Source organism: Arthrobacter tumbae (assembly GCF_016907495.1).
GTDB lineage: Bacteria > Actinomycetota > Actinomycetes > Actinomycetales > Micrococcaceae > Arthrobacter_D > Arthrobacter_D tumbae.
In genome coordinates, this window is record NZ_JAFBCC010000001.1 from 3068289 (window position 1) to 3080990 (window position 12702).

The 12702-nt window shown below is 64.5% G+C and carries 13 protein-coding genes; 11 read left to right on the forward strand and 2 right to left on the reverse strand.

From position 1 onward, the window contains the following. Nucleotides 1-20 precede the first annotated feature (20 nt). The 3 genes from miaB to dapF are packed head-to-tail and all read left to right on the forward strand — an operon-like array spanning nt 21 to nt 3443. The gene (miaB, locus tag JOD47_RS14525; protein WP_204535309.1) at nt 21-1562 is read left to right on the forward strand and encodes a tRNA (N6-isopentenyl adenosine(37)-C2)-methylthiotransferase MiaB; all 1542 of its coding nucleotides are present in this window, start codon (nt 21-23) and stop codon (nt 1560-1562) included. A 1-nt stretch (nt 1563) separates the two neighbouring features. Continuing rightward, nucleotides 1564-2496, forward strand: a complete 933-nt coding sequence (gene miaA, locus JOD47_RS14530) for a tRNA (adenosine(37)-N6)-dimethylallyltransferase MiaA (RefSeq protein ID WP_204535311.1) — start codon at nt 1564-1566, stop codon at nt 2494-2496. Nucleotides 2497-2501: 5 nt separating this feature from the next. After that, complete coding sequence (gene dapF / locus JOD47_RS14535; protein WP_204535313.1) at nt 2502-3443, forward strand: diaminopimelate epimerase; 942 nt, start codon at nt 2502-2504, stop codon at nt 3441-3443. 4 nt (nt 3444-3447) lie between these two features. On the opposite strand, the gene JOD47_RS14540 is transcribed toward dapF, so the two are convergent. Then, entirely contained in the window at nt 3448-4068 is a 621-nt protein-coding gene (locus JOD47_RS14540) for a class I SAM-dependent methyltransferase (RefSeq protein ID WP_204535315.1), read from the reverse strand. 139 nt (nt 4069-4207) lie between these two features. On the opposite strand from JOD47_RS14540, the gene hflX reads away from it, so the two are divergent. Then, on the forward strand, nt 4208-5773 hold the full coding sequence (hflX, locus tag JOD47_RS14545) for a GTPase HflX (protein WP_204535317.1): 1566 nt from the start codon (nt 4208-4210) through the stop codon (nt 5771-5773). Continuing rightward, nucleotides 5766-7787, forward strand: a complete 2022-nt coding sequence (locus JOD47_RS14550; protein WP_204535319.1) for an ATP-dependent DNA helicase — start codon at nt 5766-5768, stop codon at nt 7785-7787. Before hflX ends, JOD47_RS14550 begins: the two co-directional genes overlap by 8 nt. Nucleotides 7788-7806: 19 nt before the next feature. On the opposite strand, the gene lexA is transcribed toward JOD47_RS14550, so the two are convergent. Further along, nucleotides 7807-8532: a transcriptional repressor LexA gene (gene lexA, locus JOD47_RS14555; protein WP_204536770.1), complete on the reverse strand. Its 726-nt coding sequence runs from the start codon at nt 8530-8532 to the stop codon at nt 7807-7809. Nucleotides 8533-8821: 289 nt separating this feature from the next. On the opposite strand from lexA, the gene JOD47_RS14560 reads away from it, so the two are divergent. The 6 genes from JOD47_RS14560 to priA all read left to right on the forward strand — a co-directional run bounded on the left by JOD47_RS14560 (nt 8822) and on the right by priA (nt 12702). Beyond that, a complete protein-coding gene (locus JOD47_RS14560) occupies nt 8822-9211 on the forward strand; it encodes a LysM peptidoglycan-binding domain-containing protein (protein ID WP_204535321.1) in 390 nt (129 codons plus the stop codon). Nucleotides 9212-9317: 106 nt separating this feature from the next. Then, on the forward strand, nt 9318-10427 hold the full coding sequence (locus JOD47_RS14565; protein WP_204535323.1) for a histidinol-phosphate transaminase: 1110 nt from the start codon (nt 9318-9320) through the stop codon (nt 10425-10427). A gap of 67 nt (nt 10428-10494) precedes the next feature. Beyond that, nucleotides 10495-11112: an imidazoleglycerol-phosphate dehydratase HisB gene (hisB, locus tag JOD47_RS14570; protein ID WP_204535325.1), complete on the forward strand. Its 618-nt coding sequence runs from the start codon at nt 10495-10497 to the stop codon at nt 11110-11112. Next, nucleotides 11109-11747 (forward strand): imidazole glycerol phosphate synthase subunit HisH, encoded by a 639-nt coding sequence (hisH, locus tag JOD47_RS14575; protein WP_204535327.1) that lies wholly within the window; start codon nt 11109-11111, stop codon nt 11745-11747. The genes hisB and hisH overlap by 4 nt, the downstream gene beginning before the upstream one ends. Nucleotides 11748-11750: 3 nt before the next feature. Continuing rightward, nucleotides 11751-11906: a CG2302 family histidine operon protein gene (locus JOD47_RS14580; protein WP_504739224.1), complete on the forward strand. Its 156-nt coding sequence runs from the start codon at nt 11751-11753 to the stop codon at nt 11904-11906. Between the two features lie 43 nt (nt 11907-11949). Further along, complete coding sequence (priA, locus tag JOD47_RS14585; protein WP_204535329.1) at nt 11950-12702, forward strand: bifunctional 1-(5-phosphoribosyl)-5-((5-phosphoribosylamino)methylideneamino)imidazole-4-carboxamide isomerase/phosphoribosylanthranilate isomerase PriA; 753 nt, start codon at nt 11950-11952, stop codon at nt 12700-12702.

The window sequence follows — 12702 nt, forward strand, 5'->3', positions numbered from 1 at the left end:
GCGGGCCGTACCCTTAACGGGTGAGTTCCACAGTTGCCTACCCCTCCCCGTCAGCACAGCCGTCAGAGTATGCCTCCGCCCCGCAGCGTAGCTATGAGGTGCGCACGTTCGGCTGCCAGATGAACGTCCACGATTCCGAACGGATCTCGGGGCTTCTCGAGGCCGCCGGATACGTGACCGCCGGTGGAGAGGAGGCCGACGTCGTCGTCTTCAATACCTGCGCTGTTCGTGAGAACGCGGACAACAAGCTGTACGGAAATCTTGGTCAACTAGCGTCCGTCAAGCAGTCGCGGCCGGGAATGCAGATCGCGGTCGGGGGATGCCTCGCCCAGAAGGACCGTGAGACCATCCTCCGCAAGGCGCCATGGGTGGACGCTGTCTTCGGCACACACAACATTGGAGCCTTGCCCGCGCTGCTTGAGCGGGCACGTCACAACGAGGAAGCGCAGCTTGAGATCCTCGAATCCCTGGACGTGTTCCCGTCCACGCTGCCGACCAAGCGTGATGCCGTGTACTCGGGCTGGGTATCGATCTCCGTGGGCTGCAACAACACCTGTACCTTCTGCATCGTTCCTGCGCTGCGCGGCAAGGAAAAGGACAGGCGCCCCGGCGACATCCTCGCCGAGATCGAGGTACTCGTGGCGGACGGAGCAATTGAAGTCACACTGCTCGGCCAGAACGTCAACTCCTACGGCGTCGAGTTCGGAGACCGCGGCGCGTTCGCGAAACTCCTGCGCTCCTGCGGAAGCATCGACGGTCTGGAAAGGGTCCGGTTCACGAGCCCCCACCCGGCGGCCTTCACTGACGATGTCATTGATGCGATGGCAGAGACCCCGAACGTTGCTCCGCAGCTGCACATGCCGCTGCAGTCCGGCTCGGACCGCATCCTGAAGGCCATGCGGCGGTCCTACCGGTCCGAAAAGTTCCTCGGTATTCTCGACCGGGTTCGCTCGCGGATGCCGCATGCGTCGATTTCCACCGACATCATCGTCGGCTTCCCCGGAGAAACCGAAGAGGACTTCCAGGAGACGCTTCGGGTCGTGGAGCAGGCACGATTCGCCACAGCATTCACGTTCCAGTACTCCAAACGGCCAGGCACACCAGCCGCGGACCTGCCCGACCAGCTTCCCAAGGCCGTGGTGCAGGAGCGGTATGAGCGTCTCACTGCACTGCAGGACCGCATCTGCCGCGAAGAGAACGCGGCGCAGGTCGGACGGCAGGTGGAAGTGCTCGTCACCGCACATCAGGGCCGCAAGGACCACGAGACCCATCGACTGAGCGGCCGGGCGCGCGACCAGCGGCTCGTGCATTTCTCCGTACCGGAAGGCGCAGACACGCCGCGGCCCGGAGACCTCGTCACGGTGACCATCACCGGAGCTGCCGCGTTTCACCTGGTCGCCGATCCGTCGGCCTCGGACTACCACCTCCGGCGCTCACGCGCGGGCGATGCCTGGGACCGATCGCAGGCTGAATCGTGCGGAGTGCCCGCGCCCGGCGCCACCGGTGCCGCAGGCAAGGGCGTCGCGCTCGGCATGCCCTCGCTTCCTGTCCGCCGCAGCTGAGGTGAGCCGGACTGATGCTGGGCCAACAACGCCGGTCATCGCCGTCGTCGGGCCCACCGGATCAGGTAAGTCCGAGTTGGGCATCGCGTTGGCCGAGGCGCTCGGCGGCGAGATCATCAACGCCGACGCCATGCAGTTCTACCGCGGGATGGACATCGGCACAGCGAAGCTATCCGTCGATGAGCGCAGAGGTATTCCCCACCACCTGCTGGACATCCTCGATGTACGTGAGGAAGCGAGCGTCGCCCGTTATCAGCAGCACAGCCGCGAGGTGATGGCACAGGTGCGTGCGCGGGGCAATGTACCCATTCTCGTCGGAGGTTCCGGCCTATACATCCGCGCCGCTCTCGATGAACTTGAATTTCCGCCGACGGACGCCGCTGTGCGAGCCGGTCTCGAGGCTGAGAAATCGAAGTTCGGGCTCCCGGCACTGCGTGAGCGGCTTGCCGCTGTCGACCCTGCGTCAGCGGAACGGCTTGGGGATGAGCGCCGGGTTATCCGTGCCCTTGAGGTGCACCGGATCACGGGCCGGCCATTCAGTTCATTTATGCCGCACCGCGTCTATCACCAGCCTGCCGTCCAGATCGGGCTACAGGTCGATCGGGACGTCCTCAAGGACAGGCTGGCCGATCGGGTGCACGCCATGGTGGAGCGGGGGCTGCTGGACGAGGTTCGCAGGCTTGATGACCACGGGCTGCGAAGCGGTCGGACGGCATCACGCGCCCTGGGATACAACCAGTTCCTGCGGGTGCTCGACGGTATCTGGCCGACAGCAGAGGCAGCTGAGGACACCATTGCCGCTACACGCCGATTCGCGCGTCGGCAGCTGACGTGGTTCCGTGCCGATGAGCGAATTCACGGGCTCCAGTGGCACGATCCGCAGCTCCTCGCAAAGGCACTGGGCGTCGTCTGCAGTGCGCGCCCCCTATCCTAGGTAGCGTGACATCACACACTCATTCAGCATCGGCCGCCCGCCCGGGACTTTCGGGACTCTCTTTCACCAAGGGGCACGGTACCGGCAACGACTTCATCCTGCTGGCAGACCCGAACGGCTCGGTGGACCTTACCGCAGCGGATGTCGTTGCCGCCTGCGACCGCCACCGGGGTATCGGCGCCGACGGAATGATCCGTGCCGTGCCGTCGTCGTTCCTTCCCGAAGGGCGGGCGCTGCTCGAACACACCCCTGAAGCCCAGTGGTTCATGGATTACCGCAATGGCGACGGCTCGGTATCGGAAATGTGCGGCAACGGCGTCCGCGTCTTCGTTCACTTCCTCATCGAATCCGGTCTGATTGAGTTGGGAGAGGGCACCTCGATCGCCATCGGTAGCCGCGGCGGCGTCAAGTGGGTGGAGAGGTCGGCCGACGGGTACTCGGTGGACATGGGGCCCTGGGAGTTCATCTACCCGAAAGCCGCCGCCGCGCGTGCAACTGACTCGCTGGTGGAGGCCGACGGGCTGCAGGTCGCGAGGCCGGGCCTGTCGATCAGCATGGGCAACCCTCACACAGTCGTTGCCCTCGCCGAAATCGCAGAACTTCGGGCCACGCGGCTGTTCGACGCCCCTTCTGTGGATCCGGTGCCGCCACACGGAACCAACGTGGAATTCGTCGTCCCGCACGATCCACTCATGCATGACGGCGTTGGACAGCTGAGCATGCGCGTCCACGAACGGGGGGTAGGAGAAACCCTCTCCTGCGGCACCGGCGCCTGCGCCGCCGCAGTCGCCACCCGCTACTGGGCGGGAGCGGACGCACCCGACGTCTGGAGCGTCACAGTGCCCGGGGGCATCGTCGGCGTCCGCTTCGCTATCAGTGCAGAGGGGGCCGAGCATGTGCATCTCAGCGGTCCCGCTGTGCTCGTGGCGCGCGGTACGTTCAGCTGAGTTTTCAGAGCGCTTTCGGGTGCTGTCGCGCAATCCGCAGGATGCGGAATGACTTCGCCGTCGTCGTGCGGCCGACGTCGTAGTCTGGAGGCAGCTCCGCGGCAAGCCAGCGCTGCAGCGAATCAGCACCAAGGTTCTTCTGCACCACCAGCCAAGCGGTTCCGCCGTGAGCGAGGCGCGGGAGCCAGCGCAGGAGGAGTTCGTGGAGCGCCTCCTTACCGATCCGAATGGGTGGATTGGACCAGATCGTGTCGAAGGACACGTCAGGGTTGACGTCGTCGGGCAGCATGGCCGCTACGTTGGCCAGGTCCAGCCTGCGGGCGTTTTCCCTCGTCAGCTCCAGTGAGCGCTCGTTCACATCGATCGCGACGACCCGCGCTTGCGGTGCCTGAAGGGCCATGGTCAGGGCAAGCGGCCCCCAGCCGGATCCGATATCGAGCAGATTGGAGCCGGTGGCGGGAGGCACCGCGGACAGCAGGATCGCTGTGCCTTTGTCGATGCCGTCGGGACTGAAGATGCCGCCCGAAGTGACAAGTTCCCGCTCCTGACCCGCGAGGATTGTGCGGAGCTGCCGGCGGCGGTCGGGGCCGGACGGGGCGCCGCTGAAGTAGTGCTGCGAATCCATAATGTTCCAGCCTAGTGGTCCCGGCGGCGCCCGCGCGGCCGCGGAGGCGCTCCTTCATGCAGCTCTTCGCGCTGAGAGAATCTTCCCCACGCCGCGGGGGCAACGGACTACCATGGGAAGACTATTACCAAGGGAGAGTATGACCACACGTAACGGAGCGTCGGCAACGCCCGAGCCGGAAATGGGTCCGGATGATATTCAGGCTGTCATTGACCGGATACTTGCCAAAGACCCTGCCTCCTCATCAAACGGATCCCCACGGCGTTTCGGCAGCGGTCCTGGTGACCGCGCACAGGCGCTGTCTGATCTCGACGAAGAGCACACAGGCTACGACGGCGAACAACAGGATCGTGAGGAGCGGCGCGCACTCCGGCGGGTGGCCGGGCTGTCCACCGAACTCGAAGACGTCACGGAAGTCGAGTATCGGCAACTTCGTCTGGAGCGGGTCGTGCTGGCCGGCATCTGGGGCGAAGGCACGGTGGATGAGGCTGAGAACTCGCTGCGCGAACTTGCGGCCCTCGCTGAGACAGCGGGATCGGAAGTGCTTGACGGAATCATCCAGCGGCGTCTGAAGCCGGATCCGGGAACGTTCCTTGGGGCAGGTAAAGCGGAGGAGCTCAAGAATATCGTGATGGCAACGGGTGCGGACACCGTTGTCGTTGACAGCGAACTGGCCCCGTCCCAGCGCCGCGGGCTTGAGGACATCGTCAAGGTCAAGGTCATCGACCGGACGGCGCTCATCCTGGACATCTTCGCCCAACACGCGAAGTCCCGCGAAGGCAAGGCACAAGTCGAGCTCGCGCAGCTTGAGTACCTCCTTCCGCGCCTGCGTGGCTGGGGCGATTCGATGTCCCGGCAGGCTGGTGGCCAGGTTGGCGGCGCCGGTGCAGGCATGGGTTCACGCGGGCCAGGTGAAACCAAGATCGAACTGGACAGGCGGAAGATCCGCACGCGGATGGCCAAGCTGCGCCGTGAAATTGCCGGCATGAAGCCCGCACGCGAGACCAAACGGGCCAACCGTCGTCGTCATGAGGTTCCATCAGTTGCAATCGCCGGGTACACGAACGCTGGAAAGTCCTCTCTCCTCAATCGACTGACTGATGCCGGTGTGCTGGTGGAGAACGCGCTCTTCGCCACCCTGGACCCAACCATCCGTCGGGCACAGACGCCTGACGGACTCGAGTTCACGCTCGCCGACACCGTCGGGTTTGTCCGGTCCCTCCCCACCCAGCTCGTCGAGGCGTTCCGTTCGACGCTTGAGGAAGTTGCTGATGCGGACCTCATTCTCCATGTCGTTGACGCGTCCCACCCGGATCCCGAGGGGCAGATCGCAGCGGTTCGCGACGTCCTGACGGAGGTCGACGCGCGCAAGGTGCCGGAGATCGTCGTCCTGAACAAGGCGGATGCAGCGGATCCATTTGTGCTTGAGCGCCTCAGGCAGCGGGAACCCCGTCATGCGATCGTGTCAGCCCGCACCGGTCAGGGGATGGAGGAGTTGATGGAGCTGATCAGCCAGTCCATCCCGCGTCCAAGCGTGAAACTGACGCTGCTTGTGCCCTACCAGCGGGGCGACGTCGTGAGCCGCCTGCATCAGCCGGATGCGGAGATCCTTCGTCTGGAGCATGTGGAGGACGGCACGCAGGTCGATGTGATGGTCCGGGAAGGTCTGGCGGCAGAACTGGAGCCGTTCGTCACGCATGGCTGAAGGAAGCATCAGCCCCCTTCGTTTGCTTGACGATGTCGTCGAGGCGATGGGTGGACAGCAGCGCAGCGGGCAGCATGAAATGGTTCGCCAGGTCGACGAGGCGATCGACAGCGGAACGCACCTTCTTGTCCAGGCGGGCACCGGAACCGGGAAGTCACTGGCATATCTGCTTCCGCTCATCGCGCATGCTGTGAAGGGTGACACGACCTCGATTGTTTCGACGGCCACTCTTGCCCTTCAGGCGCAGATCGTCAATCGTGACCTGCCGCGGCTCCTCGAGACGCTGCGCGGCTCACTGCCCCGGCCGGTCAATGTCGCTCTGCTGAAAGGCCGGGGGAATTATGTCTGCCGGCACAAGACCGCAGGCGGTTTCCCCGACGAGGACGATTCGGGAGCCCTCTTTGCCCTTGACGGCGACACCGCCGCGCCGCATCCTATGGCAGGGCCGTCCACCCCGCTTGGACGGGAGATCGTGCGGTTGCGGGAGTGGGCGGAAGAAACGGAGACCGGGGATCGGGATGAGCTCCTTCCCGGTGTCAGCGATCGGGCCTGGCGTCAGGTGTCGGTTTCCAGTATGGAGTGTCTCGGTGCGCAAAAGTGTCCCGTCGCTGAGGAATGCTTCAGCGAGCGTGCACGGGAGAGGGCAGGGAAGGCGGACATCGTCATTACCAACCATGCGCTGCTGGCGATCAACGCTTTCGAGGGGCTGGCGGTGCTTCCGGAGCACGATGTAGTGGTCATCGACGAGGCACACGAGCTGCACGACCGCGTGACGTCTGCGGTGTCCGGGCAACTTTCGGGAGCACTGATCGGCGCTGCGGCCTCGGCTGCGAGACGCCATCTCGGATCCAACACCGACACGCTGGCGGCCGCGCAGGACGCCTTTGAAAACGCATTCGACGCCCAGCCCACCGGTCTGATGGCTGGTGGACTCGACGAGCTGCAGGAGCTCGCGCTGGTGCAACTGAGGGAATCGTGCCGCCTGGCTCTGTCTGAATCGAGTTCCGACGGGTCCTCGCAGCCAGCAGACGGCGGGCGGCAGATGGCCCGCTCGCGATTGTTGGTGCTGCTGGAAATGTCCGAACGCATGGTTTCAGCAGGGGGTGCGGGGGAAGTGCTCTGGGCGAGCCGGCCAAGTACCTTCACACCAGGATCCGGGTATTCCGCGGCTGATGACTCCTCGCCTGCCACAATCAGCATTGCGCCGCTGTCGGTGGCTGGGCGCCTGAGGCGCGGGTTGTTCGAGGACCACACGGTTGTGCTGACGTCCGCTACGCTCGCAATCGGCTCGGAGTTCGGGCCGGTTGCCGGCTCCCTCGGTTTGACCGGCGAAGGAGCGCCGTCATGGACGGGCGTCGACGTTGGCAGTCCGTTTGACTATCCCCGCCAGGGTGTCCTGTACGTCGCCAAAAACCTGCCGAAACCAGGCCGCGGAACGTCCGAGGAACAAATGGATGAGTTGGAAGCGCTCATCAAGGCCTCACGCGGAGGAGCGTTGGGGCTGTTCTCCTCGCGGCGTGCGGCGGAGGATACTGCTGACGCACTGCGGGAGCGGGTCGACGTCGAGATTCTCTGCCAGGGCGAGTCCTCCATGTCTGCGCTGGTGAAACAGTTCTCGGAGGAACCGGACACCTGCCTGTTCGGCACGATGTCGCTGTGGCAGGGTGTTGATGTGCCGGGCATCGCCTGCCGGCTGGTCACCATTGACCGCATACCGTTTCCCCGGCCGGACGATCCGCTGATGACCGCGCGAACCCGAGCTGTGGCGAAGGCCGGGGGCAACGGATTCATGAGTGTGTCCGCTACTCACGCTGCCGTCCGTCTTGCGCAGGGAGCGGGCCGCCTCATTCGCGCCCACGATGATAGGGGTATGGTGGCCGTCCTGGACTCCCGGCTGGCAACCGCCGGCTACGGCGGGTTCCTCAGGGCTGCGCTGCCGCCCTTTTGGTCCACAACGGACCGTTCAACGGCGCTCGGAGTCCTCTCCCGGCTTGCGGCGACTCAGCCTGCCTAGCACCACGCCGTAAGCCCGTTCAGAGGGCGCGCATCACAGAGACAACCTTGCCCATGATGGTGGCGTGGTCGCCAAGTATCGGCTCATAATTGGTGTTCTGCGGCAGGAGCCAGGTGTGACCGTCACGCTGGCGGAAGGTCTTCACCGTGGCCTCATCATCCAGGAGTGCTGCCACCACATCGCCGTTCTCGGCGTTGCTCTGCTTACGGACCACTACCCAGTCCCCGTCGCAGATCGCGGCATCAATCATGGAGTCGCCGGAGACGCGCAACATGAAGAGCTCACCGTGTCCGACGAGCTGCCGAGGCAGTGGCATGACGTCCTCAACAACCTGATCCGCCAGGATGGGACCTCCGGCCGCAATGCGTCCGACCAGGGGAACCATTGCCGCGTCGACGGCCGAAGCCCGAGTCGGTTCCTCGTCGGCAGAAGACGGCATCACGCGCGGCGCGTTGTCTCCAAGTGTGAGTGGAAGCAGGATTTCCATGGCCCTGGGACGCTTTGGATCGCGGCGGATGTAACCCATGCGTTCCAGCTGCGAGAGCTGATGAGTAACGCTGGACAGGCTCGCAAGCCCCACGGTGTCACCGATCTCACGCATCGACGGCGGGTAGCCATGTGCTGCCACGCTGCGCTGGATCGTCTCAAGGATCTTTGTCTGCCGCGCTGTCATTCCCTTTGGTATGGCCCTGCCGCGCGGCCGTCCGCGTCCACGCTTCACGTCTGACGAAGGCACCGCTGCCATGTCCTGTGCCGCACTGAGTTCTGCCACGAGATGCATCCCTTCCTCCGGCGGGACCCGGACTGCCGGCTCGCCAACCATTTTTGTCAGTGGTGGGTGATGAGCTGGTTTTCGAAGCGGCCGGACCGTCACCCTTGCCAGCAACGCTAAGGGAGACGGAACGTCTTTTCAAACATTTGTTCGAGCGAGTCTCGACAATATTAGTTTACAGGTGCTAATAATAAAGGCAGAGGAATAGAACACAGCTTCGAAAAAAGCCGTGGGAGATCCAACAACGAGAAAGGTGGACGCCATGTCGACGCTCCATACTGCAGGATCAGCTACCAAACTCCTCCCGGAGGACCGCACAGATTCCACGCGAGGCACGGTATCCCGCATTCACCTCACGCGCCGCGGGTGGGTTGTTCTGTTGGCGTTGCCGCTCGCGGTGCTCGCCGCCGCACTGCTGATCATCGCTTCGTTCTTCACCTCCCAGGCGCAGGCAGCGGAAACCGTAAGTGGCGTCACGGACACCATCCGGGTCAGCGTCACGTCTGGGGAGACGCTCTGGGCTCTCGCCGCGGAGTACGCCCCGGAACGGGACCCGCGTGCCGTTGTTGAGGACATCGTGGAACTGAATGCCCTGGGCTCGTCGACTGTACAGGCCGGGCAGACGCTCCATATTCCTGTGGGCAACCCCTAAGCGCGCTGCGCTCGCGCCGCGCAACGCTTGGCTTGACTGGCTGTAATAGTTCGCCCAGTGCCAGTGGAATTCTTTGTAGGGGATCGGGCGGCGTTAAACTCTGATGGTGACCGATCCGCTGGAACGCCTCGACCGACTGCCGATCCGCGACAATTTGCGCGGTCTCCGACCATACGGTGCGCCTCAGATTGACGTCCCCATTCTGCTGAACGTCAACGAAAACACCCATGGTGTTCCGGAAGACGTCCGCAGCGCAATCGTTGAAGCCGTGCAGGGAGCAGTGGCCGGGCTGAATCGGTATCCGGACCGTGAGTTCACCGTGCTTCGCGAACATCTCGCCACGTATCTGGGACACGGACTCACGGCGGACAACATCTGGGCGGCGAATGGATCAAACGAGGTATTGCAGCACATCCTCCTCGCCTTCGGCGGGCCAGGCCGGACTGCTCTCGGTTTTCCGCCTACCTACTCGATGTATCCGCTGCTCGCAGGGGCCACCGGTACTGAATACCTGACGGGCTCGAGGCAGGGCGACTTCGACCTCGACGCCCGGATCACCGCCGGTGAGGTGGCCGCCACGGGCGCAAACATCGTGTTCCTGTGCAGCCCGAACAACCCGACGGGAACAGCGCTCTCCCTGGAAATCGTCGCCGAAGTCTACGAAGCAGGCGAAGCGGCGCAGGCAATCGTGATCGTGGATGAGGCGTATGGGGAGTTCTCCCACGCGGGTACTCCCAGTGCGCTGGAGCTCCTCCCTGGAAGGGAGCGGCTCATTGTCTCGCGCACTATGAGCAAAGCCTTCGCGCTGGCCGGCGCCCGCATCGGGTACCTCGCCGCAGCGCCGGAAGTCGCCGACGCCCTCCGGCTCGTGCGTCTCCCTTACCATCTGTCGGCAATCACGCAAGCCACGGCCATAGCGGCGCTGACCCACTCAGCGAAGCTGCTCGCCAACGTGGATGAGATCAAGCGGCAGCGAGACCGCATTGTGTCCGGACTGACGGAGATGGGCTGCCCGGTGGCACCTTCGGACTCCAACTTCGTGCTGTTCGGGGGACTCGAGAATCCGCACGCCGTCTGGCAGGGTCTCCTTGATGCCGGCGTGCTCATTCGGGACGTCGGGATACCGGGGCACCTCCGGGTCACCGCCGGTACACAGGACGAGACCACTACCTTCCTCGAAACCCTGGAATCTCTGATCCGGCCACGCGTCTCCTAAACTGGACCGGGATGCACATGCGGGCCCGCCGCCCGTCTCGTTGCCGAAACAACCGTAAGGACCATCCATGACCGCGGAAGCTACCGCCAATCGCGCTGCCCGACGGGAGCGGACCACGAGTGAGTCGTCGGTGTTCGTCGAAGTCGATCTGGACGGCGCCGGCCGCTCAGAGATCAGCACGTCCGTGCCGTTCTACGACCACATGCTGACGGCCCTGGCAAAACACTCGTTGATCGATCTCACCGTCAGAGCCACGGGAGACACCCACATCGATGTCCACCACACGGTGGAGGACGTCGCAATCACCCTCGGCGAGGTACTGCGCGAAGCTCTTGGCGACAAGGCAGGCATCCGCAGGTTCGGTGAGGCGACCGTGCCGCTGGACGAAGCTCTCGCAAACGCCGTCGTGGATATTTCCGGGCGTCCCTATCTGGTCCACTCAGGTGAACCCGCGGGTCAGGAGTACCACCTCATCGGCGGACACTTCACGGGGTCCCTGACGCGCCACGTCTTCGAGGCGATCACCCTGCACGCCCAGATCTGCCTGCACATGACGGTCCTCGGCGGTCGAGACCCGCACCACATCGTCGAGGCCCAGTTCAAGGCTTTCGCCCGCGCCCTGCGCGCCGCAGTGGAGCCGGACCCGCGGGTCACCGGCATCCCGTCCACCAAGGGAGCACTATGAGCGCGCCGAAAGTGACGGTGCTCGATTATGGTTCCGGGAACATCCGTTCGGCGGTCCGGGCGCTGGAACACGTCGGCGCTGTTGTCACATTGAGTTCGGCAGCTGATGATGTCCTCAACGCCGACGGGCTCGTGGTGCCCGGGGTTGGGGCTTTTGCTGCCGTCATGCAGGGCTTGAAGGACGTTGATGCGCTGCGCATGATCGGCCGTCGTGTTGCCGGCGGCCGTCCGGTCCTCGGAATCTGCGTCGGGCTGCAGATCCTGTTTGAGGAGGGCGTCGAACACGGCGTACGCACCCAGGGCATGGGGGAGTGGCCCGGCACAGTTGAGCGGCTCAAGGCGGACGTTGTGCCGCACATGGGCTGGAACACCGTCGACGCCCCGGCAGGGTCGGTTCTTTTCGAGGGCATTACGGATGAGCGTTTCTACTTCGTCCACTCGTATGGAGTGCAGGAGTGGAATTTCGACGTCACCCAGCCCGCCATGCGGCCACCGCTCGTCACCTGGTCCACCCACGGCGGCCCCTTCATTGCCGCGGTGGAGAACGGCCCGCTCTCCGCCACGCAGTTCCACCCCGAAAAATCCGGCGACGCGGGAGCGCGGCTGCTGCGTAACTGGACCAGCAGTCTCAGCTGATCCATGTGGAGCCTGATTCTCATGGGACTGGCGGGACTGCTGATCGGCGGCGTCGTTTCGTTCCACCGACAGCAGATGCCCCGCACGCTTACCGTCAGCTTCGGCGTTCTCGCCGTCCTGGCGCTGCTCGCCGCGTACCTGCTCACCCTGACCCCCTAGCCGTCCAGCTGTGCCGGCACCCCTACCTGAACAAAGGAAGCGAATGAGCCCCTTCACCGAATCGCCCATCCTCGAACTGCTCCCCGCGGTTGACGTGGCCGACGGCCAGGCCGTCCGGCTGGTTCAGGGAGCCGCCGGCAGCGAAACCAGTTACGGCGACCCGCTGGATGCCGCCCTTCAGTGGCAGAACGACGGCGCCGAATGGGTCCACCTCGTTGACCTGGACGCGGCCTTTGGCCGGGGATCGAACCGCGACCTGCTCGCCCGCGTCGTCAAGGAACTCAGTATCAAGGTGGAGCTCTCCGGCGGGATCAGAGATGACGCCTCCCTGGATCAGGCGCTCGAGCTCGGCGCGGAACGGGTGAATCTGGGTACCGCGGCCCTGGAGAATCCCGTCTGGACCGCCAGTGCGATCGCCCGCTACGGCGACGCCGTCGCCGTCGGCCTTGACGTTCGTGGAACTACGCTGGCAGCCCGTGGCTGGACAGAGGAGGGCGGTGACCTCTGGGAGGTGCTTGCCCGCCTCGATGATGCAGGCTGTGCACGTTACGTGGTGACTGACGTGACCAAGGACGGGACGCTTCGGGGGCCCAACCTGCAACTCCTGCGCGAAGTGCTTGAGAAGACCGAGCGACCGGTGGTGGCGTCGGGCGGCATTTCGAGCCTGGACGACCTTGCCGCGCTCCGGCAACTGGTTCCCGATGGACTGGAAGGCGCCATCGTCGGGAAGGCCCTCTACGCGGGCGCATTCACACTGCCGCAGGCGCTCGACGTCGCGGGGCTCCCGGAGCGCTAG